General features: G+C 31.3%; 22 protein-coding genes. 4 read left to right on the forward strand and 18 right to left on the reverse strand.

The features are described 5' to 3' along the window. Window positions 1–290 precede the first annotated feature (290 nt). The 6 genes from A6M55_RS04890 to A6M55_RS04915 form a co-directional block, all read right to left on the reverse strand. Window positions 291–1,058 (reverse strand): hypothetical protein, encoded by a 768-nt coding sequence (locus A6M55_RS04890; RefSeq protein ID WP_156510981.1) that lies wholly within the window; start codon window positions 1,056–1,058, stop codon window positions 291–293. A 647-nt stretch (window positions 1,059–1,705) separates the two neighbouring features. Next, window positions 1,706–2,764, reverse strand: a complete 1,059-nt coding sequence (locus A6M55_RS04895; protein ID WP_197491665.1) for a bifunctional methionine sulfoxide reductase B/A protein — start codon at window positions 2,762–2,764, stop codon at window positions 1,706–1,708. Window position 2,765: 1 nt separating this feature from the next. After that, entirely contained in the window at window positions 2,766–3,257 is a 492-nt protein-coding gene (locus tag A6M55_RS04900; protein ID WP_064196762.1) for a YkgB family protein, read from the reverse strand. Window positions 3,258–3,311: 54 nt separating this feature from the next. Continuing rightward, on the reverse strand, window positions 3,312–3,845 hold the full coding sequence (locus tag A6M55_RS04905) for a carboxymuconolactone decarboxylase family protein (protein ID WP_064196763.1): 534 nt from the start codon (window positions 3,843–3,845) through the stop codon (window positions 3,312–3,314). Between the two features lie 110 nt (window positions 3,846–3,955). Continuing rightward, window positions 3,956–4,540, reverse strand: coding sequence for a uracil-DNA glycosylase family protein (locus tag A6M55_RS04910; RefSeq protein WP_197491666.1), 585 nt, complete (start codon window positions 4,538–4,540; stop codon window positions 3,956–3,958). A gap of 16 nt (window positions 4,541–4,556) precedes the next feature. Then, window positions 4,557–5,381 carry a helix-turn-helix domain-containing protein gene (locus tag A6M55_RS04915; protein WP_064196764.1) on the reverse strand — a complete coding sequence of 275 codons (825 nt, stop codon included), beginning with the start codon at window positions 5,379–5,381 and terminating at the stop codon, window positions 4,557–4,559. A 304-nt stretch (window positions 5,382–5,685) separates the two neighbouring features. On the opposite strand from A6M55_RS04915, the gene A6M55_RS17540 reads away from it, so the two are divergent. Then, the gene (locus A6M55_RS17540; protein ID WP_229235478.1) at window positions 5,686–5,847 is read left to right on the forward strand and encodes a hypothetical protein; all 162 of its coding nucleotides are present in this window, start codon (window positions 5,686–5,688) and stop codon (window positions 5,845–5,847) included. On the opposite strand, the gene A6M55_RS04920 is transcribed toward A6M55_RS17540, so the two are convergent. Together A6M55_RS04920 and A6M55_RS04930 are read right to left on the reverse strand one after the other, a co-directional pair. Beyond that, complete coding sequence (locus A6M55_RS04920) at window positions 5,844–6,821, reverse strand: hypothetical protein (protein ID WP_064196765.1); 978 nt, start codon at window positions 6,819–6,821, stop codon at window positions 5,844–5,846. The genes A6M55_RS17540 and A6M55_RS04920 overlap by 4 nt on opposite strands. A gap of 270 nt (window positions 6,822–7,091) precedes the next feature. Next, window positions 7,092–7,349: an HNH endonuclease signature motif containing protein gene (locus A6M55_RS04930; protein WP_064196767.1), complete on the reverse strand. Its 258-nt coding sequence runs from the start codon at window positions 7,347–7,349 to the stop codon at window positions 7,092–7,094. A gap of 443 nt (window positions 7,350–7,792) precedes the next feature. On the opposite strand from A6M55_RS04930, the gene A6M55_RS17285 reads away from it, so the two are divergent. Together A6M55_RS17285 and A6M55_RS04940 are read left to right on the forward strand one after the other, a co-directional pair. Beyond that, window positions 7,793–8,008: a hypothetical protein gene (locus tag A6M55_RS17285; protein WP_156510982.1), complete on the forward strand. Its 216-nt coding sequence runs from the start codon at window positions 7,793–7,795 to the stop codon at window positions 8,006–8,008. Continuing rightward, window positions 7,992–8,507, forward strand: coding sequence for a hypothetical protein (locus tag A6M55_RS04940; protein WP_064196769.1), 516 nt, complete (start codon window positions 7,992–7,994; stop codon window positions 8,505–8,507). The genes A6M55_RS17285 and A6M55_RS04940 overlap by 17 nt, the downstream gene beginning before the upstream one ends. A 36-nt stretch (window positions 8,508–8,543) precedes the next feature. Here the strand turns inward: A6M55_RS04940 and A6M55_RS04945 are convergent, their stop codons facing one another. The 6 genes from A6M55_RS04945 to A6M55_RS04970 form a co-directional block, all read right to left on the reverse strand. Then, window positions 8,544–9,299, reverse strand: a complete 756-nt coding sequence (locus A6M55_RS04945; RefSeq protein WP_082892928.1) for a BRO family protein — start codon at window positions 9,297–9,299, stop codon at window positions 8,544–8,546. Between the two features lie 5 nt (window positions 9,300–9,304). Then, window positions 9,305–9,862 carry a hypothetical protein gene (locus tag A6M55_RS04950; protein WP_064196770.1) on the reverse strand — a complete coding sequence of 186 codons (558 nt, stop codon included), beginning with the start codon at window positions 9,860–9,862 and terminating at the stop codon, window positions 9,305–9,307. A 500-nt stretch (window positions 9,863–10,362) separates the two neighbouring features. Next, window positions 10,363–10,950 carry a hypothetical protein gene (locus tag A6M55_RS04955; protein ID WP_064196771.1) on the reverse strand — a complete coding sequence of 196 codons (588 nt, stop codon included), beginning with the start codon at window positions 10,948–10,950 and terminating at the stop codon, window positions 10,363–10,365. 394 nt (window positions 10,951–11,344) lie between these two features. Beyond that, the gene (locus A6M55_RS04960; RefSeq protein WP_064196772.1) at window positions 11,345–12,517 is read right to left on the reverse strand and encodes a hypothetical protein; all 1,173 of its coding nucleotides are present in this window, start codon (window positions 12,515–12,517) and stop codon (window positions 11,345–11,347) included. A 378-nt stretch (window positions 12,518–12,895) separates the two neighbouring features. After that, complete coding sequence (locus A6M55_RS04965) at window positions 12,896–15,553, reverse strand: restriction endonuclease (protein ID WP_064196773.1); 2,658 nt, start codon at window positions 15,551–15,553, stop codon at window positions 12,896–12,898. A gap of 639 nt (window positions 15,554–16,192) precedes the next feature. Next, window positions 16,193–17,359: a tyrosine-type recombinase/integrase gene (locus A6M55_RS04970; protein WP_064196774.1), complete on the reverse strand. Its 1,167-nt coding sequence runs from the start codon at window positions 17,357–17,359 to the stop codon at window positions 16,193–16,195. A 351-nt stretch (window positions 17,360–17,710) separates the two neighbouring features. On the opposite strand from A6M55_RS04970, the gene A6M55_RS04975 reads away from it, so the two are divergent. Continuing rightward, the gene (locus A6M55_RS04975) at window positions 17,711–18,355 is read left to right on the forward strand and encodes a Dna2/Cas4 domain-containing protein (RefSeq protein WP_015030234.1); all 645 of its coding nucleotides are present in this window, start codon (window positions 17,711–17,713) and stop codon (window positions 18,353–18,355) included. Between the two features lie 76 nt (window positions 18,356–18,431). Here A6M55_RS04975 and A6M55_RS04980 read toward each other — a convergent pair whose 3' ends face one another. The 4 genes from A6M55_RS04980 to A6M55_RS04995 all read right to left on the reverse strand — a co-directional run bounded on the left by A6M55_RS04980 (window position 18,432) and on the right by A6M55_RS04995 (window position 22,537). Beyond that, complete coding sequence (locus A6M55_RS04980; RefSeq protein WP_082892929.1) at window positions 18,432–19,982, reverse strand: lytic transglycosylase domain-containing protein; 1,551 nt, start codon at window positions 19,980–19,982, stop codon at window positions 18,432–18,434. Window positions 19,983–20,146: 164 nt separating this feature from the next. Then, complete coding sequence (gatA, locus tag A6M55_RS04985) at window positions 20,147–21,562, reverse strand: Asp-tRNA(Asn)/Glu-tRNA(Gln) amidotransferase subunit GatA (protein ID WP_015030236.1); 1,416 nt, start codon at window positions 21,560–21,562, stop codon at window positions 20,147–20,149. Window positions 21,563–21,777: 215 nt separating this feature from the next. After that, window positions 21,778–21,954 (reverse strand): twin-arginine translocase TatA/TatE family subunit, encoded by a 177-nt coding sequence (locus tag A6M55_RS04990; RefSeq protein ID WP_015030237.1) that lies wholly within the window; start codon window positions 21,952–21,954, stop codon window positions 21,778–21,780. Window positions 21,955–22,081: 127 nt separating this feature from the next. After that, window positions 22,082–22,537 carry a DUF1232 domain-containing protein gene (locus A6M55_RS04995; RefSeq protein ID WP_064196775.1) on the reverse strand — a complete coding sequence of 152 codons (456 nt, stop codon included), beginning with the start codon at window positions 22,535–22,537 and terminating at the stop codon, window positions 22,082–22,084. Window positions 22,538–22,965: the final 428 nt, after the last annotated feature.

Consider the following 22,965-nt stretch of genomic DNA (forward strand, 5'->3'; position numbering starts at 1 on the left):
TAAAAGTGCCAAGGTGGAAAAAATGTAGAAATTGCTCTAATCGAATGTCGCTAACCAAATTTGCATACCAAGTTCTGAAAAAAGCAAATGAAATGCAAAAGAATTTATTTTTCGGAGTGAAATTTGAGCAAATACCTACCACGCAAAGAAATTGTCGCTGACCTACTTTGCAAGCAGAAAACCCTAAATGGAGTAGGAGAGAACTTTCCTGTCCACCATGAAATATGAGTTTGAATTTCTTGTAAACTTAGTGGATTCGGCTCGTCGAAAACTAATAAAAGCTAATTTCTTTATTTAAAATAAGTTACTTTCAATGTGTCAGTCAAGTTAAAATTATTCTTATTTTCAACCCTTGTAAGTAAATTAGGTTTAGTTTGAAAATTAGATATCACTCTCTGATTGATAGTTCTTCCAGAATTTTTTGTTTGTTCTCCACCACTAATAGTTGAAAAATTATTTTTTGAAAATAAAATAATTGGTGAAAAACTCATGGGAGATTTTGCGAATAAGCCGTATGTTAGTAAATAAACTTTGATTTCGGTAGGCAAATTGTAATAAGGGTTCATTGTGTTATCAAATTGAGTAGAAAAAAAAGTCGATTCTTTTCCCTCAAACCCGTAAACATTCTCAGTCGTAATCATTTTTACTAAATTAGAATTACTGTCATATTCAAATTTGAAGTATTGTTGATATTTTTTATTGGATTGAATTAGTTTAACAATATTATTATTCAAGTCATATTGAATGGATATGTCATCAAATTGGGATAATCTCCCTTTAGAATCATATTTAAAGTTTTTATATTGTCCGAATTGAATAAGTTCATTGTTTCTTTTATTGTAGCTTGGAACTACATTATCTTCAAAATATTTAGAGATAGAATAAACATTTTTTAATGTATCGTATTTTAGGTGTAAACTTAAATAATCATCTTTTATTTCAAGAATACCAAGATTGTTTATAGGCGAAACGATATTATCTTTTTTAGAGCATGAAGAGCATAAGAATAGTAAAATAAATATTAGATTTAGCCAATTCCAACTTTGAAGTTTTATCATTTGATATAAGTTTGTATTTGTTTTAATTCCAACCCAAAGGAAAAAGATGACTTTGGTTGGATTTAATTTATTGATTATCAAATATTTAGCTTTTACTTTTTCCGCATGTTGGACATCAAAAAAAGTTGGCGAGCCGCTCTAATCAAGTGTCGAAAGACACTTGCAAACTTAGTGAAACCATCCTTAAAAGCTGGCTGCTGGAGGTAAATTTGCACTAAAAAAAACAATAAAGCAAATGAGTTGAGCAAAATTTTGGAAATCGAAGAAAAGTTAGCAAACGTACCACTCAGAGAAATTGTCGGAAGTTAGGTTTGCAAGCAGAAAACCCGATTTGGCGAACCAGAATGCTGCCACGTCGCAAAAAAACTGGCGTTTGAAAAAAAGTGGAAAACCAGCGGATTCTGCGTGTCGGAAGTTAATTGAAATTGGAATTTTCTGAGCTTTTTCGCATTAAAAATGTTGCAAAAAAAGTGGGAGAGAAGCAAAAGAAAATAATCTACGTAGAAACCGTTCCAACGGTTTGCGGCTTTGCGATGTTGGGAAAATCAAAGGACAAATGCTCAATTTAGTACAAATGTTCAATAGAATTCCAATGCTCAAATTTAGTACTTCAGCCCCAATATCGCAAAACCGATGTTAGCTGCTGTTTATTTTTTCTTTAATCTGTCTTTAAATAACTTTTCAAATTTTTCTATTTTGGGTGTAATTACAGATTTACAATAAGGTTTTTCAGTATTGCTTGAATAATAATTTTGATGATAGTCTTCTGCTTTATAAAATTGACTAAAAGGTTCTAATGTTGTTACAATTTTATTGTCATACACATTTTTATTTAGTTCAGAAATTAAAGAAGTAGCTATTTCTTTTTGCTTTTCATTAGCATAAAAAATAACACTCCTATATTGAGAACCTCTATCAGCCCCCTGCTGATTTAAAGTGGTGGGATTATGAGTAGCAAAAAACACTTTAAATATTTCATCTAAATTTGTTTTAGTATTATCAAACACAATTTTTACTACTTCGGCATGATTGGTGTTTCCAGTACAAACGTCTCTATAACTTGGTTTTTTTATATTTCCTCCACTATACCCACTTTCTACACTTATCACTCCATCTAACATTTCATAAATAGCCTCGGTGCACCAAAAGCACCCTCCTCCTAATACGATACTATCTATAGTATTAGTTACATTGCTTTCTGAAATTTTATTTGCAGGTACAAATTCTAAAGAAATTGAATTTACGCAATATCGTTTACCAGTTTCAGTAGGTCCATCATCAAATATATGTCCTAAATGTCCACCACATTTCGTACAGGTAATTTCGGTGCGTACCATTCCATGACTACGGTCGGTGGTTTGTGTAATTTTACCTCCAGCTATTTCTTTGTCAAAACTTGGCCAACCACAATGGCTATCAAATTTCATGTTATCTGTAAATAATTCTGCTCCACAACCAGCACATTTATATACTCCTTTTTCTTTGTTCATTAGTAAAGCGCCTGTAAAGGGACGTTCTGTACCTTTTTCACGAAGGACATAATATTGTTCATTGCTTAATTGAGCCTTCCATTCGGCATCTGTTTTATGTATCATATTAGAGTCATTTAAATTTTGTTCATTATTTTTTAAAGTAGGTGTTTGTGAACAACTAATTAATGCCACTGTGAACAACAGTAGCATTAAGTTTAATTTTATATAAAACATTTTACTCAAATTTATTTTTTATGGTTGCAGATAGTGCTTCGCCAGCAGTCCAAAATGAAGCTCCTAAAAGAACTAAATCTTTAACCAAAAACTGCCCAGGTATAGCAGAAATAAACGGAAATGAGTGTCCATTTTGAATAACTCCAGGGGTGGACAACATAAATGTCAGGGTTATGACAAAAGTAACAATTCCCCCAATACTACCCAAAGCAGATGCCATAGGGCTTATTGAACGTAGAGCTATCAATAGTCCTGTAGAAATTTCAATAACTCCAAGCATATTACCAAATCCTTGGGTACTTAAAAAGCCAAACATCCATGAGAAAAATGGACTATGCTCGGCTAAAGGGCGTATCCCTTCTGCTTCATAAGTTGTAAACTTCAAAAGTCCTATCCAAATTAAAACTATTGCTAAACCATATCTAGTTATGATAAGACCTAACTTGTTAAACATTTCTATTCTTATTTTTTCCATTTTATTATTTTTTATCATTTTTTAAAAAAACAAACAGATCAAGGATTTTCTCTTGACCTGTTTTAATTCAATTTAGATAGCTTTTGCAGCTGGGAAATCAATTGCTACTTTGGTTACAGCATGTAAATAGTTCATTGCTATTTTTTCGGCTACAAGCATTACTAATTCTACTGCCTGCCCTTTGGTGTAACCTGCATTAAAAAAGTTTTCTAATGACGCACCATCTACAAATCCTTTTTTAATGGTAACTTCTTTTGCTAAGGCTACCAAAGCATTTAATTTAGCATCAAATGCAGTACTACCTTTTCTTATTTCAATGGTTTGTTCTTCAGTAAATCCATTCATTTTACCTAATACGGTGTGTGCTGCTTGACAGTATGCACATTCATTTACCTGACTTACTATTAAATTAATAGCTTGTTTTTCTTTGTTATTGAAAGTAGTTTTTGCATTTTGAAATGCAAGATAATTACCTAATGCTGTATCAGAATGTGCCATTACTGCATACAGGTTAGGGACTGTGCCAAGACCTTTTTTTAAATTGTCAAAAATTTCTTGATTGTTGCTAGATACTTCTCCTCTAGTAGGAACATTAAAATTTGCCATTTTTTATTTTTTAAAATTATAATGCAAATGTAAAATGCTTATGACCTTTGCTATTAGGTAGTATTTCCCTTTATGTTGTCATTTTTTCCTTTTAATAATTTATATCAAAATTAAAGGGTAGCACTCTGTATAATAAAACTGATTTTGTTTTTTAAAATAGGAAGAACGTCTTTTTCAAACCATTCATTTTTTGCTATCCAAATATTATTTCGTGGCGATGGGTGTGGCAACACTATATATTGTGGCAAATAGCTTTTATAATTTTTTACGGTTTCGGTAAGCGTTTCTTTTATACTATTTTTTAAATAATAATTTTGAGCATATTGTCCAATAAGTAAGGTTAATTGAATGGATTTGGTTTGGGCTAAAAATTGACTGTGCCAATATGGTGCACATTCGGTACGTGGAGGCAAGTCGCCATTTTTACCAGTGCCAGGATAGCAAAATCCCATGGGCATTAATCCAAAGATTTTATTGTCGTAAAAAATAGTTTTATCTACACCCAACCAAGCTCTTAAATTATCGCCACTTTTATCGTTCCAAGGTATGCCCGTTTTATGAACTGTCTGTCCTGGTGCTTGCCCAATGATTAGTATTTTGCTATGCTTACTGATTGAGACAATTGGATTGGGTTGCAAATAATTTTCACATATTGTACAGTTTTTTACTTGAGCGATAAGTTTATTTATTTCCATTATTAAAAAAATATTGCTACAGATTATTTCTAAAATTTATTGGGCTAATACTTTCTTGTTTTTTAAAAAAACGACTAAAGGTTTGTACATCTTCAAAACCCAAATCATAGGCTATTTCTTTAATAGTTTTATCAGTATAGCGTAGCATACGTCTGGCTTCTAACATTTTTCTATCTTGAATAATTTGTAATGGCGATCGGTCGGAAAGTTTTGCAAATAAGTTAGAAAGCGTTTTGGGCGATTTATTGAGCATATCGGCATAGTCATGTACGGTATGTTTGGTTTTGAAATAAATTTCTACCAAGTAATTATATTCTCTTACCATGTCTGTTTCTTTAGTATTGAGTTCTGAAAAACTGTTTTGCTTTTTATAAATTCTCGTACATAAAATAATAAATCTTTTCAGCATAGATTGTAGCATTTCTAATTGCATATCATCTTTTGATTGCATTTCTATTTCAAACATTTTCCATAGTACTTCAAATTTTTCTAACTCGTTGGTGGGAATTTGAAAAGTGGGCAATTCTTTCGCTCCATAAAACAATATTCCTTTACAGCTAACTTCTCTGTCATGGTCAAGTATGCAGTAAAACTCTCGGTTAAATTTTATGCTTCTCAATTCACTACAATGTCGAATATCTATATTGTAAAAATCGGTCAGGCAAATAATGGTGTTCTTTTTAAATTTTATTTCATTTCCCTCATAGTAAATAATAGATTTCTCATCCTTTGTCCACAAAAAAGTCAAAGGTGAGTTTATATCTTTGTCATAAGTTATTTGAGTACTTCGTTTTAAAGTACTTAAAAAAAATAGTTCGTTATGTTGTCCTATGAATATCATAAATTTAGGGTTGTTCTTAAATAGCAGCTAACTTTCGCAAATGAGATGATGGGCGAGGAGTTGGGTATTTGGTTTAAAATTAATAACTTTTACTTATTTGCAGAGTTGGGACTCACACAACTTGAACAATTCGCCAGTCGAATGTCCACCAAAAACTAAAAGTTCCAAGGTGGAAAAAATCGTAGAATTTGCTCAGATTTATTGTCCCCAACCAACTCTAAGTGCCAAGTTCTGAAAAAAGAAATTGAAAAGCAAAGGAATTTGTTATTCGGAGTGAAATTTGAGCAAATACCACGCATTAAAAATGTCGCAAAATACTATGAATACTCAAAACAAAAAATCAAAAATTGAAAACATTTCAAAATCATTTGCAATGGCGAGTAATGAATCAAAAGAAAAGTATATGCTTCTAATCAGGGCTGGTTACTCATTGCATTTTGCACTAAAAATGTCGGGCATATACTAACTAAACAAGTTTAAACCAAAATATAAGTCTTCATCGTGACTCATCATATTACTTTCCCAGTGTTCAAGCATTTTGTCTTTCTTTTCTATGTCTATCGAATTAAAGAATTTTATAGACATAGCCCATGACTCCACTCTATTGGCTATCAACTCTGATACATTTATCTGTTGAGATGTATTATCTTTTGTGTTCCAAGAATCTATGAAGTCTAAAATCCATTTGTTTACAAAGTCTTTGTGATAACCAATTATAACCATCAATTTCTTGTTGATAGGTATTAAATTTATAAAAACAGTGTTCAATGGTTTTTCTTGAAACGGATTATTATTAATATCATTTTCATTGATTGGGGAAAATGTGGCTGCCGTACATATTGGGAGAAAATTATATTCAAATATGTTAAATATAAAATCCTTATCAACTTTATTGGTTAAATACTTCTCAAACTCTGACTTGTAAAACCGCAAGTCATTTATTCCAATTTTCAAGCCACTTATGTGTGCAGATATAAAACTATACATATCGCTATTAATGAATTTCATACATTTTCTATCTGATAAAACCCTGTCATTGTATTCAATAGCGACTTGTTTCCTGCGTATTTCAGCACACATACTGCGATATGAAAACAATAATTGAGATGTATAGTCGTCAATGTTTATCTGATTAGTCTCAATAGGTTTGAATATTTTTGTATCATGTTTGTTACAGAATAAATTTAGAGACATAGCTTTATTAATACTTCTTTTCTCAAATCTAAATAGTTTTTGAGTTTTACTTGAAGTAAAAATATTATCTAAAGTCATTTGTATTATGTGCCTATCTTCGGGTTCGCATAGGTTATTTAATATTCCATTTATTTGAAGTAGGTGAGAATTTATTGAATTTTCTGTACATCCATCACAAATGCACGGCCACTTCTTATTCGATACACTTTTTTTTATTCTATCTAATTCGATTATCAGTGCATCCATTGTTTTAGTAAATTAAATTTGCTTTTATTAACTTTATTTTGTATATTTAAGCTGTAAAAATGTTAATATTGCACAAGTTATGAGAGTTAGTCTTTTTGATACAATAAGAGAAATAGTCCTTAACAACGATTGTGTTGGAGGGGTTATTATTCTACAAAAAAGGAATGATAAAGGTCAAAATATTGCTCAATTCAATCTTACTCATAGTGAAATTAGAGAGTGTTTGGCAATAGCAAACTATTACAATGAGAAAATAGAGTTAGAAAAAAATTAGTCCTTTTTGTACGGATATTTATCACTTTTTTCTCTATTTTTTCTCCATTGGGTTGGGTTTAGGTTATTTATGTGGTCTGTACCACCTTTTGATACAGGTTTTGAGTGGTCAATTTCCCATCCTTGTTCGCTTCTTTTACCGTAAGAATGTTTGTAAATTTGGTTGCCATATTGGTCTTCTCGAAATAAATTAGGATTTTTGTTTGGGATGACTTTACCCTTTTCCCAAACTTTGTCTTTATCAATTTTTGCCATCTTGTTTTAAAAATTTCCAACTTTCGCAAATAAGATGATTGGAGATAAGTTGGGTATTAGGTTTAAAATTAATTACTTTTTCTTATTTGCAGAGTTGGAACGCAAGCAAAGCTAACCTACCAACTTGTATGACGTTAGAAAGATAATTAAAAGTTTAGAAATAGTAAAATAAAAAGAACTAAAATGTCGAAAAGATTTTTAAGGTTCTATTCAAATAAAATAATTTAAAATTTCGCTAATCTATTGTCGCCAACCAACTCTGAGTGGAAAAGTTGAGTGCCAAAGATTACGAGTGTCGAAAGTGAATAAGGGTGACAAGGGTAGATAATCTTAGTATTTTCTTATTTTTTATAAAACGGAATGTATTTGTACCGTTATTTGTTTATATATTTGTTAATGTAAACAAGTTATTATTTAGTACATATTGTAATAAAGATAATGATATGGGAAAGTCGGATTTTAGATTATCACTAAACGCTATAAGAAAGGCAAACGAAAGATTAGTTTCTCATGGAAATATAGTTACGTATTCTGCTAAAGGTGCTGGCATTTCAGTAAAGACAAGGGTTGATGGAGTTGAAAAAGTGAGAGAAATAAGTAGAAGCGAAATAAATAAGTCTTATTCAAAAGCTCTTAAATCCTATGCCACGAAAATATAGTTTTATATACGCCAATTTAGTGGAAGATGAAAATGATTTAATTGGACATATAGCTTACTCTATATATAAATCTGAAAAGATAAACTACATTAAAGCTGAGTCAGCAAAAGGAAATGAACTTTCTGATGAAGATTTAGAGACATTTAATGTGGTATCTTCAACTGAGGGTTCTATTAGTTCTTATAAATTAAGAGCCGAGATATTGCTTCAAAATTTTGTAAATAACGTTTTAGATGAAACAATAGAAGAGGTAAAGATAGATGTATCAAGCAGGCATAAGGAATTATTAAAAGAGGTAGTAAAGCCACTTGAAACTGGTTTTTGGAAAAACGTTGGTATAAATATAATAAGTTCTTTTATTTTTGCCTTATTACTTACGATACTCGCATTGGTTATAAAAACGCAAGGGACTGAAATTAATTTCAATATAAACACATCTCCGAAAGTTGAGCCAAAAGCAGATTCAACTACAACAAGCATAGGCTCTACTAAAAAATAATGCACATATATTAGTAGGGTCTATGATGCTTGCACACTATTTACCCAGTAGTTTTGGTAAATAATTTAACGCTAATGGGTCTCTATCTTTAAAATATGCCTGTGCTTTCAATGGAATCCAAACATCATCAATAAATTTAATAAAAATTGGCAAAAGGTCGTTTTTGTATTGCCTTGCTTCAAACTCTAAGCCGCTTGGAAATTTGTGACTATACATTTTAAAGTGGTCTTCTAAATCAGGGTATTTATCCTGTAAATATGTAGAAAACAACTTGCCAACACTATTATCTGGTCTCATTTCTTTTCCATCAAATGCTTTGTTTGGTATTTGATAGCCAATATGTTCAAACCTTCCATAAAGTCTTACAAACAATTCGCTAATTACAGAAAAATAACCTTTATCGGTTCTATCCCAATTATCATTAAATCTTATGACAAAATTTGGAGTTTCTAATCTATCAATTCCAAATCCGCCAGTTTTTCTAATTGTTGGTATTACTTCTTTTGTTACCCATTTTCTAAACTTCTTGGCTGATGGCTTATTACTTTTAAATACCAAAGCATAAAGTCCACTCTCTGAAATTAGGTTAACATTTCTATTTTGACCTGCTATCGGTATTACCGATAGCAGCTTTTCATCATCATCAAGTCTTGAAACAGCATCGCTTGTATTTTTTATTTCAAGCAAATTGCATACTTCATTTGCAACAAACCAAACATCTCCGTCTATTTCTACGGTTGTCAAATTATCAAGATGGTCTTCTTCCTCGTATTTAAAAACTTGTAACAGCATGAATTTTATTTTTTAAGTTCTTCAATTTTATTTAGAGCTTCGTTGAAAGCATTTTCTAAGACCTGTATATCTTTAATAAAAACAGAAGTATCTGTTCCGTATTTTTCAAGTTTTAAAAACCAAGTAGGCTTTGACTCGTCAATATAGTAGCCTATTCTAAAACCATCAGATGTAGTAAATTTGTTTTCTAAATAATTCGGGTTTAATGATAAATCATTGTTTAGTTCACTTTTTAAAACATTAAATGCCTTTATGACTTCTTTCAAGTCCGAATATTCTATTGAAGCCGTTGGTGATGCGTATTGCCCTTGTTTTTCTATTTGATAAAAATAATTAACTTCCCCATTGCTCATAATTTTCCTAATCCTTGTTTCAACTACAACCATTTGACTTGTTTTTAAATTTGGCAACTTATAGTCAATAAATTTAACGATACTACCAACTTTAGATGCGAATAAATCCATTTTTGTTTCAACCTTTGGAACATCTTTTTGATTATTCTGAGCAAATGTGTAGTTAGAGATTAATACAAAAGCAGTTGCGATTTTGACGAAATAATTCATGCGTGAGATTGTTAAATTTAAAGTTAAAAATGCAATACTACTATATTGCTCAAAGTATGAAAAGATAAATAGTGTTTATTTATTATTCGGTAAGAGAAGAAAATACTTCCAACCAAAAGAATTGAGATGGCTGGTTTTATAGTTAATTAATTGATTTTCAGTTTCTTGCCTTTTCTTAATTCGGATGTTGGGCTCCAGAAAAAGTTAAATGCCAACTGACTTATGTTGTCCCACGGACAACACGCACTCGATGATGGTAAAACTAAGAATTTTATTGCTGAAAACCAAATTAGCATACCAATTTTTGCTCTGAGTGGCCGTCGCAAACCAAATTTGAAGACCCCTTGAAACCGCTCTAATATCCGGTCGCAAAGATACTTGAAGTTCTTTGAACAAGCCTAAAAGTGGTTGATGTCCACCATAAAATATGCGTTTTAAAAAATGAAAAAACTAGCGAATTTTGATTGTCGGCAAGAACTTACGTTTGAAAAGCAGTTTCTTTACTTCAACCATTTTGATTGCGAAAGAAGCATATTTTTAGGTATTGAATCACCCCAAACAATCCAATCACTGGAGGGGTTTTTAGCGTAGTTGAATTTTTGAAAAAAAGCTATATTTGGTAATTTAATTTGATTACTTTTCATCAGGTTTAAAATTTCATCAAGAAATACTAATGTTATTAATGAACCATCAGTAACACCTCCATATAAACTTTGAGTACCTACGGAAGCTGTTAAATCTATTATTTTCAAAATTATATTATTTGAATTTTGATAAAGAGCCTTAAATTTAGCGTGTTGCTCTTCATTTAAAAAGCTAAACATTTTTTGAGAATAAGTTAAATCTTCTAAAACACAAGATGGAATACATTCCATTTCCTTTTCATGCCATAATGCTAAATCTTTAATTTTATCGCTTATCGGATAACGCCAAAACAATTCAAACAACTCAGACCAGTCTAAATGTTCGAGTTTAAAATGTTCAATTGCCTTTTCAATACAGCATACTGAAAAAGCAAACCTACCTCTAATTGTTACATAAAAAAACTCATGATTGTCTATCTCCACATTTATTATTTTTATTCTCATTCCAACTTTCGCAAATAAGATGATGGGCGAGAAGCTGGGTATTTTGGTTTATAATTAATAACTTTTACTTATTTGCAGCGTTGGGACTCACACAACTTGAACACTTCGCCAATCGAATGTCCACTAACAACTAAAAGTGCTAAGATGGAAAAAATTGTAGAATTTGCTCTAATCGAAAGTCGCTGACCAAATCTGCATACTAAGTTCTGAAAAAAGAAATTGAAAAGCAAAAGAATTTATTTTTCGGAGTGAAATCGGAGTAAATACCACGCATTTTGAGTGTCGCAAAAACTTAGGTGTTCGATAATCTGAAAACCTAAAATTTTGCTAATCGGATTGAAATTTGAGTGAATACCACGCTAATCGAATGTTGACCGAGCCTATGAGCTAAGTTCTATTCAGGTTTTAAATGCATTCCTCTCTCATTAAGTTTATTAATTATTTTGTCAACAATATTATTTGAAATGTTTAATTCAGCAGCAATTTCTTTTCGTATGTCACGTGGCCAAATACCATCGGGCAATAACTTACTTACTGCTAAAATTATTGATTCATCAAATACTTTTGGGTGAGCAACTGGAAAAATATTAATGTTTTCAAAATATTTGGAGGTTGTTAATCTGGTTTTAATACTTCTTTTATATGCTTTGAGTATTTCGGGTTCTCCCCAGACCTCAACTTTGTAATGTGACCCTTTGGAAATAATATGTAAACCTAAATCTTCCACATAATAAATTTCATCTCCGACCCAAAAATGATATTCAGGTTCAAGAAAATTAACTTTATCACTAATTTGAGAATCGAATTCTATTCTGAAACGTTCTCCCTTAAATTTTCTGTAAACATTTATACTTGAATGAGCGTCTATTAATGCTTTTACTTTCTGCGAAACTTGATTTGCATAATTATATACATCATTAAAAAGATTGATTAAAAGTTCTTCATCTATTTGTATATAAGTTTTTGTAAAACTATATTTTTTCTTAAAGTATTTATCTGCTTTTCCTAACCGATGCACTAATATATGTCTAATTTGATGGTAATATGACATTTTGTTAATTCCTGGACCAAGACTACTTATATCAATACCCAATTGTTGCTTATAATACTTAACGACATCTTCGTAACCTGCACTCGATAATGGTCGAGTTTCTTTTTGCAATAAAATGTTTCTTAGTTCTCTAACAGTTGTTAATTCTAAAATTTGTGAGTAGTTTAAATCTATAATCTTTTTATTATTCAAAAATGGTTTAGTAGTTTGTTTAAAAATATCCCTAACCGACTGGACAAGAAATATTTCTAAAGCAGATATTATTCTAATGTAAATTAACTCTCTGGATAAGAACGGTATGTTTTGGTCAAAACTTCTTACAATAAATTCTTTAGTAACTGGTTCAAAAGTTAGTTTACTTTGAATTCTACTTTTTTCTGTTTTTAAATTTTCTTGTTCCCAGAAATTTGAGGAACTTAAATCTTTTACATATGGATTAGTGACAATCAAGAAACTGACAAGAGATTTTAATTCTATTTCAAAATATTTGAATGCACGTTGCTGTTTTATAAACATGATGGATTCTTGGTTTTTTTGCTTCCAACCAAAAGCATTGAGATGGTTGGGTTTTAAAGTTAAATTATTGATTTACAATTACTTACCTTTTCTTAATGCGAATGTTGGGATACACGAATGATGGCAAGCAACGCAGGGACGAAGTCCCAGTTGATTTTTGAAAACCAACCAAACAGAAACAAATTTAGTAACTATTTGGAAAAAAGCAAGCACACCTTGACAAAAGGTGGTGGCAGTCCCCCGAGAAAATTAAAATCCCCTTGATATCGCTCTAAATATCTTGTCGAAATGATGTTTGAAGTTCATTTAATAACCTAACAAATTGAACTTCGAATTTATATTTAAAAGAATTTTATTCTATAGAATCTTTGTCTAAAGTCATCTTATCCAAGTCATTGCTTTAGTAGCATAAATAACTTTTGAACTATCCTTTTCACCGTCAAAAAAGTCATTGGGTAGTTTAGAAATTATGTCTTTAGTTTTTATTTTTCTATTGGTATTATACAATTCTTTCAATAAAATCATTTTTGTCAATGTTAATGCTTTTTCTTTTAACTCTTTAATCTGAATTAGTTCATTTGAAGCAATGACCATTTTACCAAAATTAGTTAGTTTAAACTCAGAATCAATTATATCAAGTAACAGAATATCTCTATTAAACTTACTATTAATTAAGCTTGGGTTACTTGATAAAAGTGGAATTTGTTCAAGTATTTCTTTTAAAGAACTTCTAGGAATTAAATTTGTTTTATCTTCAAGTGTTTGTACTGTTTTACTCTTTCCTCTTCCTTTTACAGGTTCTATAAGTTTGTTTTTTATATCCAAATCAGATAATAGAAACCAACTAATTATGTTTTTTGCATAGGAATCCCAAGTATTGTCTTGAAAGTCTTGTTTAAATATATTCTTCAATATTTGAATTACATCAGACTTTGAAATTCTGTTTTGTGGAAGTTTTTTGAGAGAGATATAAGGTGTATAGTTTTGAAATCGGTTTGTAATAAAATCAATAAAACCTTGTTTAGATATTTTTATTTCATTGCTTACAATGTAGCTGTCATCATTTTTTTGGATAAATCCGAAATTTCGTAATTCGATTAGAATATTTACCAATGTTTCTGAACTAATCCCCTTTGGATGTTTAGCTAATAAGGTGTCCATACTTTCTGCTTTGCCATCTTCAAATAGTAAAAAAACTTCTAAACAAAGATTGACACCCTGTCTCAATAGGTAACTTTCTCCAATTATTGGAATATTTCCAGTCACTAAATAGTCTCTGTAAATATCCCAATAAATATTGTAGTTTGCACCCGAACGAATTATCAATCTCTTGTGAAGCAAAGAAGAAATAGTATCAGTTTGGATAATATCACCAACCTCGGTCTCATCAAAGAAAGTACCTTCATATGCTTTTCTTGCAATAATTTTAAGGGCTTTTAATTCTGATGCAAATAGTCTTTCTTCATCTTTTTTGAAGAGGTCAAGAATATTAAGATTTGATTCAATTAAATTCTCTTTTGCAAGACCAGAGTTAATTTGGTCATAGATATGAATACATAATTTTTTTGTTAACCAAGGTAGCCCTTGTGAGCTTTCTTTTATCCTCTCTTTTATTCCTTTATCTAAGATACCAACTGAACCTTCAAGTTGTTTAATAATTCCGTCTATCTCTTTCTCACCAAACTCACTTATTGTAAACTCTCTTGCTTGTTCTTTTGCCTGTTGCCATATATGGTAAGATGGGTCATCACTTTGTATAAAGAAGTCTGATTTCCAAGAAAAACCCATTATAATATTTGGTTTCAAATCAGTGACATCCGTTAGAAATTTGTAGAATGTTTTGAAAAAGTCTTTTTTTCTAAAAACATCTTCAAATTGGTCAAATATTAGAACTAAAAACTTATTCTTAATCTTCAGATTTTGATTAAATAATTTTACACTTTCCGATGATAGTAAGTCATTTGAAGATGTAAACGAAATATCTTTACTAAAAATATTTCGTTCTAAAAAATTATCATCAATTGCCGAAGTAATCAATTTTTGTAATGATAATGCTACAAAGTTATCAGAAATAGCACTTCGTGTGTCAATTGCAATTGCATAAAAATTATTTTTGTAATGTTTGTTTTGGCATCTATCTTTTATTTCTAACACTAAAGAACTTTTTCCCCAGCCTGATTTCCCGTTCAGATAAAAGATTCTTTTTCTTGATTCACCATTTCTAATTTCTTTGAAATAACTAAGTATCCTAGTTCTTATTTCGTCCCTTCCAACGAAATGATTTTTATTTGCTGAGGCTGGAAGGTAATCATACCAGTTTTCACTTTCTTGAACTTCTGATATTGCTTCTATTATTAACTCACTTTTATTTTGTGAATGAGGAGATTTATCATTAGAAATAATAGAAATTAATGTTAAACTGGTAAGTTCTGATATTTTGTCCTTCAGTTTATCAATATCAAGTGAATCTACGATTTTATCATTATGTTTAGCATTAACGACTATATATTTTGTGGGTAATGCGTTGGACTCATTAATCAAATAAATTAAGTAATCTCCAAAATAAGTTACAGCTAATATTTTTTTTGATATTATGAATTTCCCAAGTTTAGAAGACGGTTCAAATATCATATTAGCATCTAAAAGCATTTTAATAATGTCATTAGGCTCAAAAAAAGTTAAATTTTTATATTTTGCTTTTTGCTTCATTTCTGAGAGCAAAGCACCCGCTTGACTTTCTAATTCTTGTGTTCTAAAAAAATATCCTTTGTCAACATCCTTAAAATCAACATTAAATGCAAATTTTGAAAGCTCGTCAGAAGAAACCTTTTCTTTTGCTTTACATTCAACATAAAGAAGTTCTTTGTTATGTTTATGTTCTGCCACTAGGTCAATTTCCATACCTGAAAAATTTATATTATTCCTAATGTCATATTGATGAATAGTTAAAAGGTTTCTTACTAATGACTCAAAGCAATTACCTTTTGCCTTATTTGAAGAACCGTCTTCTAATATTATTTTAATTTCTGATACCATTATGTTTAATATATGAGGGCATAAAGAATTAGCCAGTAACTCAAATTTAAAGAAAGCTTTGTAGTAAGTAGTATTATATTTTTTTTAATTCCAACTAGTAATTAGACGAAAGGAGTAGAATTACAAGTTGCTGATTATAAGTTAGTTAAATGCTGCTTTTGTGCAGATTTTGAAACGCAATATTATAATAATTCTCGACATAAACTAATATTTCAATTTTTTATTTATTTGTATAGATTATAAAATACTTATAGTTAGCTATTTATAGTTAGATAAATTATCATAACCTTAAGCCAAAAAATAAATTTGTACTAATTTTATCTAATTGATAATCAAATAATTAAGTTTATACTTAGCCTCAATCCTTCGAGACAAGAAAACAACTTATAATATTTTAATATATTTGTATTAATTAAAATCTATTGATAATCAGTAAATTATAGTTAAGTGATAATTAGATTAAAACCCCAAATAATAAGACCAAAGTGGTTGATTGAAGGTCATCCTGATTATTTTTTCGCTGAAAATAAAAAGTTATATCGGGTTTCAACTCAAAGAGAAATCCGACTTATACTCATGGGCTATACCAAAGGTTATTACCTAAATCGTAAGTTTTTTAGTTTAAAACAATTAAAAAGTCTAATCTATAAGATTGATGTCGAGCAGGTCGAACGGACTCCTAACATATCTAAGTGAATCTCGATGGATATGCGTATAACGCATCGTTGTTGTAATATTACTGTGCCCCAGTAACTCTTGTATATGTCTGATATCAACCCCAGCGTCTAGTAGGTGAGTGGCAAAGCTGTGTCGCAAGGTATGAACACTCACTTGTTTGTTTATTTTACAGTTATTAACCACGTTTTTGAATACAATCTGAATACTTCTTTCGCTAAGTGCTTCTTGTGTCAACTCATCTTCAAATAAATATTGTTTGGGTCGGTAGGTACGATAATATTCTCGTAAAAGATTTAAAATATTATCCGAAAGTAAAACATATCGGTCTTTTTTGCCTTTACCATTTTTAACCAAAATAGTTTTATTATACTTATTGATGTTACTTAATTTTAAGGTACTAGCTTCTTTAATTCGCATACCCGTTGAGTAAATTAAACTAAAAATTGTTCGATATTTCAAACTTTTTGTGCGGGTCAAAATCTCTTCAATTTCAGCTTTACTTAAAACTGATGGTAATTGTTTGGGTTTGATTATTTTCGGAAGTTCAAAATATTCACATGGTTCTTGTCCTAATACTTTTTCGCGGTAATATTTGTAGGTGTTGATGATTACATTGAGCGAGGAAGCAGATAAACCTTTTTTACTGACCAAGAAATCAAGGTATTTTTCGAAGGCTGATTTTGAAATGTTTTGGAGGTTTGAATTACCAAAATAATTAATTATTCGAATCATCTGACTCCTGTAATTACTGATGGTCTTTTGACTGTAATTTCTAATCCTCAAACTTCTACATAATTCAACAATAATCGGATGCTTATAAGCTTCATTGAAAGAAACCCGATTAGCCCAACGCCGCTGGGCAAACTTTGAGAAATACTGGTTAATTTCTTCATTACTCACTTGTGGCTTGTATTGAATAATCAGTTCTTTCGAAAATTTGCATTTATCTTTGCCAAACATTTTTCCAATCATTACAATATTGTGACGATTGTTCGGAACAAGCCATCCTTTTCTTGAGCGGCTCCACCTGCGTTCGGGAATTTTCGAAATTATTGCATTAGAACTTAGGTCATTGAACCTAACTAAAAGAAAGTGTGCGTTTTGGGTGTCTTTAGTAACTTCAATCATTATTTACAGCAAAGTTTGTGATTCTAAATTACAAATTTTAATAGAAATAAATGTGTGTATCAAAAGATTTTTTAATGCATGAAGATGAATTTTTAATGGTAGTTTAGTGCAGGAAATTAGCTATATAGGTGTCTTAAACTGAATTTATTCAGTTTAAAGAAATCAAATCCGTTGTTTTTTTAGTCACGGAATTTATTCCGTAAAAATGAAGAAATAATCAAGAATAGAAATCTATCAATAATTACTATAAAAATACGTCGAATTACAAAGTTTGGCGTACTTTGCGTTAAAATATGTAAACACGAAATATTTAATATGTACTTACTCCACAATTTTAAAATGCTGTGAATAATGTCTAATTACCTTTTTTCGAAAACAGCCTATATCAAAGGTGTACAATGTGAAAAACAATTGTTTCTTTATAAATATCATTATAAGCTACAAGACCCGCTTAGCCCTGAAATTTTAGCAAAATTCAAAGGTGGTCACGATTTTGAAGATTCCTATCGTGAAAAGCATTTTCCATTTGCTGTAAATATTGAAAAGATTGCCAAGAACCGAAATGACTATGAAAGTCTGACCAAAAAAGCCTTACAAAAACAGGTTGCAGATATTTTTGAAGCTACTTTTGTTTATCATGATGTTTTGGTAATGAATGATGTGTTGAGTAGGAGCAGTGGCCAATGGGAAATTCAAGAAATTAAAAATAGTGCTGAGTTAAAGGCAACCCATATCCAAGATATTGCTTTGCAATATTATGTTACTAAAGGAGCTTTAGAACAAGAATTATCTGCCAAACTTGTCCTTTTTGATGAAATAGATAGTTATAAACTGATTGATGTAACCGAAGAAGTAAGAGCTTTGCAAGTTGAAATTGCAAGTAATGTCAAGCATTTTAAAAATGTGTTAGCCTCGTCAAAAATTCCTGAAAAAGCGATTGGCGAACAATGTGAAATGCCTTATAAGTGTAGTTTTTGGGGATATTGTCATCGTTGAGAATCTATTTCATCATGAACAAAAAAGAGGTATCAAACATTATGCTTGATACCTCTTTGTATGAATAAGACTTCAATTAAACAATTTTAAGCTTTTGTCCTTTCTTTACTGAATTTGAGCGTAAGCCATTAATTTTCTTTATTTTTTCAATTGAAATACCACCGTAGCGTTGTGAAATGCTCCAAAGGGTATCACCTCTTTGTACAATATGATACTTCGGTTTTGATTTTTCAATAACTTTCTTCGATTTTCTTTCTTCTTTAATCGTACGTTCAACCTCCACAACCTCTTCAACATCATCAAGGATGACCAATCTCTGGCCTACCATAATTTTGGAAGACTTTAAGTTATTCCAAGTTTTGAGGTCATACATATCTACATCAAACTTATCTGCAATTCTATTCAATACATCACCGCGTCTGACCGTATAAGTTCTTTTCTTTACCTTTCTGATTTTCTTAATTTCTTCTTCTTCCTTCTCTGGTTCTACTTCTTCGATTGGCTCATTTGTACTGCTTAAAGTTGTATATTTAGGGTCTCCAATGATAAGAATACCATCTGATGATTTACTTGAAGCTACATTAGTTGATTTCCCCGAAGAGGCATCTGCTAGCATAACTGATACTCCATTGAGCTTTTGGGCTGAATCTAAAATCATTTGTCGATTCGCCTCAAAAAAAGCATAACTTTGAGCAGGAATTCTCAATTCAAATCCTCTTGAATGTTGAGGTAGAACTCCCTTCAAAATGGAAGGATTATGTTTCTGAATATCATCTAAACTAATACCACTTACATTCGAAAATGTTTCAAGGTCAAGATAGCCATCGATAAGAATTTTCTCAACTGGCTCATGCTCCATTACTTCCTCTGGAAAAATACCATAGTCTCCAGCATGATGCATCATATACATAATTGCTGTAAATTGAGGTACATAAGCACGTGTATCGCGGTGTAGATATGGGTGTAATTGCCAATAATTAGTAATATTACCCGCACGACGTATGGCACGACGTAAATTGCCAGGGCCTGTATTATAAGAAGCTAATACAAGTTCCCAATCACCAAATATATTATATAATTGGCGGAAATATTTACAAGCAGCCTCTGTCGATTTTTCAATATCCATACGTTCATCAACGTATTCATCAACTCTTAAACCAAAATCTTTACCGGTAGGCTTCATAAATTGCCACAAACCAACGGCTTTGGCATGAGAAATGGCTTTGGGATTTAGTCCCGATTCAAGCATCGAAAGATACTTAAGCTCGTCGGGCATATTATATTTGGCCAAATATTTTTCAAAAATTGGAAAGTAAAAGTTCTTCTTTTCAAGCATTCGTTTCGTAAAACTAGGCTTTTTAAAGATAAAATAATCTACAAAACTATGTACGATTGAATTGTATTGAAGAGGAATAGAACGTTGTAGGTTCTGAAATCCTTCTCTTACTTTATTTACATCGGCTGTAGGAATGAAACTTTCTACGCCTTTAGTTTCTTCTGTTTCAATCAAGGAATCTTCTACTGAAACCGTAATTGCCTCTTCTGGTATAATTGATTGTGCTATTGTTGTAAGGGAGGCACAACCTAAAAAACTCGTTAGGACAAGGATTTTGTTGGCTATCTTCATCTTTATTTCTTGATTAGCGAAGCTATTTTAATCTTTAATTAATGGTACTAGGAAAGAAACCTTTTACCAAAAATAAATTATATCTGTTTTTTTGTCAAGTATTTACGGTTTTATATTTGTATTTTCAAATATTTCTGAAAATACAAAAAATAAAACATTTGTTGTTATTGCAATGAATTAGCGAATGCAAGCATTTCTGCTTCTTCAAAATTCTTGCCAAGAATTTGAATCCCTATGGGTAAACCTTCTGAGTTTTGGCCATTTGGAATCGAAATACAAGGATTTCCTATCACATTTGCTTGAACCGTGAAGATATCCATCAAAAACATTTGTAATTGGTCATCTGATTTTTCACCAATCTTTATTGCAGGAGTTGGTGTTGTTGGAGAAATCAGAAAATCATATTTCGAAAGAATTTCATCCGTTGATTCTTTTATTAAACGACGAACCCTCTGTGCTTTCGTATAATAGGCGTCATAATAATCTGCACTCAGTACAAAAGTGCCCAAAATTATTCTTCGGCGAACCTCAGCACCAAACCCTTCCCCACGTGATTTTTTATATAATTGTTCGAGGTTTTTTACTCCCTCCGCACGATGTCCGTAGCGAACACCATCAAATCTCGAAAGATTCGAACTTGCCTCGGCTGTTGTTAGAATATAATAAGTAGGAAGAAGATACTTCATCAAGGGGTAGTCAACCGCTTCAACAATATGTCCTTGGGCTCTAAGTTGTTCTATTTTATTAGAAGTTTGGCGTTTGACATCTTCATCTAAACCTTCACTTTCGAGTGCTTCACGCATGTAAGCGAGGCGATATTGTTTTTTAGGCGTAAGCTTTTCTGTGTATGCGGGCACTTCTTGGCTCGAAACTGTGCTATCATGTTCGTCGGCACCTGCAATGATTTCAAGTAGGAGGGCTGCATCTTCTACTGTTTTAGTAATTGGACCTATACAATCAAAAGATGAAGCATAAGCGATGAGCCCCCACCTAGAAACACGAGAATATGTAGGTTTTAGACCTACCACTCCACAAAAAGCGGCTGGCTGACGAACCGAACCGCCAGTATCCGAACCCAAAGATGCCAAACACATATCTGCTTGAACAGCCACTGCCGATGCTCCAGATGAACCACCCGGAACACGTGTTGGGTCAGCAAAGTTTAGAGTAGGCCCGAATGCCGAGTTTTCATTGGAAGAGCCCATGGCAAATTCGTCACAATTTTGTCGACCAATGATAATCGCATCTTCAGCTAAAATACGTTCTACGGCAGTAGCTGTAAACTGAGATTGAAAACCATTTAATATTTTGCTTGAAGCTTGTAAACCATGATTTTCGTAGGCCAATACATCTTTCAAACCAATGACCATACCTGCTAAACGACCAGCAGTTCCATTATTTATTTTTTTGTCAACTTCTTCTGCTTGTTTAAGAGCTTCTTCTGCATACACTTCTAAAAACACATTCAAATTTTTATGTGCTTCAATTTGCTCCAAATAGTGTTTCACCAACGATACACAGTTAGTTTCACCACTGGAAATGGCTTGTTTTACTTCTTTAAATGAATTGTATTTGGTCATTTTTTAACGCATTACAAAAGATTACCTTGAATTTTTAGATTAAATATATCAAAAATTGCTTATGATTTTTTTGTGATTTGCTCTAAAAATTCAGATTATTTAAAAACAAAAAAACAACAGCCACACAGTTTTAGGCTGGGTGCTGTTGTTAAGGTGTTGCCCAATTTAAGTAGCCTGAGCGTAGCAGAAGGCAAATAAATTGAGCAAAAATATCCTTATTTATCGTCTGATGCGGCTTTTTCGATATTTTCTTTTACTTCACGAGAAGCATCTTTAAATTCACGAATTCCTTTTCCTAATCCACGTGCAAGCTCAGGTAATTTTTTTGCACCGAAAAAGAAAAGAATCACTACCAAAATCAGAATCATTTCTGTACTTCCAAGACCAAACATAATATTATAAAATTTAAAGTGTTTTTTGACAATTATTTAATGGAAAGGGTTTTGTTTATCAAATATGCATCAAATATAACGTATAATTTGATACTACAAATGTATAAGTAAATTAGAAATTAAAAAATTAATTTCGTCTTAAACTTTTGTCGTTTTGTCTATTTTGCCATTCATTGAATTTCACAAGTTCATCATCAATACTCTTGAAAATAAACATCAATAAGGCGACATCATCACTTAAACCAATAAATGGTAGTATATCAGGAATGATATCAATTGGGGCAATAAAGTAAACAAAACCCGCAATTACTTTAAGCAAATTTCCTACTTCAATCTGTCGATAATCGCCTACTGCATAAGCTTTTATCAATGTACCCAAAATTGTAACTTTTTCTCGAATTACATCAAAAACACCGCCCGCTCCTAAGTGTTGAGTTTTCTTCAAAGCAGTTTGGAGGAGTTGTAAAAGACTTTTGGCATTTTTAGCAATTCTGGGTGCTTTTTTTAGGGCACTTTTATAAACGACTGACTCTATTACTTTCGAAAGTAAGTTTTGTGTTTTATTAGTGGTTGTTGTACTCATTTTGTTATCTGGCTTCAATTTTAATTAGTTTTTAGCTTCAGGATATCGAATGTAATTTATGCTCAAAAGAAGCTCAAATTTGTCTTGACATTATGAAACTTAACTTAGAAACGTAAAAAACTACAAAAATTATCCGATAAATATAAAAAATGCAAAAAAAACATTCAAATACATTGTTTTATATTAGTTTTGTCCAATAAATTTGTTGTTAGGTTACAACAAATAAATTTTTGTATTGAAACTACAAAAATAGTGGTGTTAAAACCATTTTTAGTTTTTTTTACTTATCATCAAATTCGTATCTAAAAATAACCCCAAGATACGAATATAATTTATAAATAAGTTCCTCCATCGGGGGTTAGGGGGCTTTAGAAACTATGAAAGTAACAGTAGTAGGTGCAGGTGCGGTTGGTGCAACCACTGCCGAC

The organism is Emticicia sp. MM (assembly GCF_001649495.1).

Bases quoted from the DNA above. Each gene is read 5' to 3' on its own strand.
- A6M55_RS04980 (WP_082892929.1), bottom strand. From the start codon at position 19,982: ATGAAGATAGCCAACAAAATCCTTGTCCTAACGAGTTTTTTAGGTTGT.
- A6M55_RS04960 (WP_064196772.1), bottom strand. From the start codon at position 12,517: ATGTTTATAAAACAGCAACGTGCATTCAAATATTTTGAAATAGAATTA.
- A6M55_RS17285 (WP_156510982.1), top strand. From the start codon at position 7,793: ATGGGAAAGTCGGATTTTAGATTATCACTAAACGCTATAAGAAAGGCA.
- A6M55_RS04975 (WP_015030234.1), top strand. From the start codon at position 17,711: ATGTCTAATTACCTTTTTTCGAAAACAGCCTATATCAAAGGTGTACAA.
- A6M55_RS04965 (WP_064196773.1), bottom strand. From the start codon at position 15,553: ATGGTATCAGAAATTAAAATAATATTAGAAGACGGTTCTTCAAATAAG.
- A6M55_RS04920 (WP_064196765.1), bottom strand. From the start codon at position 6,821: ATGGATGCACTGATAATCGAATTAGATAGAATAAAAAAAAGTGTATCG.
- A6M55_RS04905 (WP_064196763.1), bottom strand. From the start codon at position 3,845: ATGGCAAATTTTAATGTTCCTACTAGAGGAGAAGTATCTAGCAACAAT.
- A6M55_RS04895 (WP_197491665.1), bottom strand. From the start codon at position 2,764: ATGTTTTATATAAAATTAAACTTAATGCTACTGTTGTTCACAGTGGCA.
- A6M55_RS04940 (WP_064196769.1), top strand. From the start codon at position 7,992: ATGCCACGAAAATATAGTTTTATATACGCCAATTTAGTGGAAGATGAA.
- A6M55_RS17540 (WP_229235478.1), top strand. From the start codon at position 5,686: ATGTCGCAAAATACTATGAATACTCAAAACAAAAAATCAAAAATTGAA.
- A6M55_RS04955 (WP_064196771.1), bottom strand. From the start codon at position 10,950: ATGAGAATAAAAATAATAAATGTGGAGATAGACAATCATGAGTTTTTT.
- A6M55_RS04945 (WP_082892928.1), bottom strand. From the start codon at position 9,299: ATGCTGTTACAAGTTTTTAAATACGAGGAAGAAGACCATCTTGATAAT.
- A6M55_RS04995 (WP_064196775.1), bottom strand. From the start codon at position 22,537: ATGAGTACAACAACCACTAATAAAACACAAAACTTACTTTCGAAAGTA.
- A6M55_RS04900 (WP_064196762.1), bottom strand. From the start codon at position 3,257: ATGATAAAAAATAATAAAATGGAAAAAATAAGAATAGAAATGTTTAAC.
- A6M55_RS04915 (WP_064196764.1), bottom strand. From the start codon at position 5,381: ATGATATTCATAGGACAACATAACGAACTATTTTTTTTAAGTACTTTA.
- A6M55_RS04930 (WP_064196767.1), bottom strand. From the start codon at position 7,349: ATGGCAAAAATTGATAAAGACAAAGTTTGGGAAAAGGGTAAAGTCATC.
- A6M55_RS04950 (WP_064196770.1), bottom strand. From the start codon at position 9,862: ATGAATTATTTCGTCAAAATCGCAACTGCTTTTGTATTAATCTCTAAC.
- A6M55_RS04990 (WP_015030237.1), bottom strand. From the start codon at position 21,954: ATGTTTGGTCTTGGAAGTACAGAAATGATTCTGATTTTGGTAGTGATT.
- A6M55_RS04970 (WP_064196774.1), bottom strand. From the start codon at position 17,359: ATGATTGAAGTTACTAAAGACACCCAAAACGCACACTTTCTTTTAGTT.
- A6M55_RS04890 (WP_156510981.1), bottom strand. From the start codon at position 1,058: ATGATAAAACTTCAAAGTTGGAATTGGCTAAATCTAATATTTATTTTA.
- A6M55_RS04910 (WP_197491666.1), bottom strand. From the start codon at position 4,540: ATGGAAATAAATAAACTTATCGCTCAAGTAAAAAACTGTACAATATGT.
- gatA (WP_015030236.1), bottom strand. From the start codon at position 21,562: ATGACCAAATACAATTCATTTAAAGAAGTAAAACAAGCCATTTCCAGT.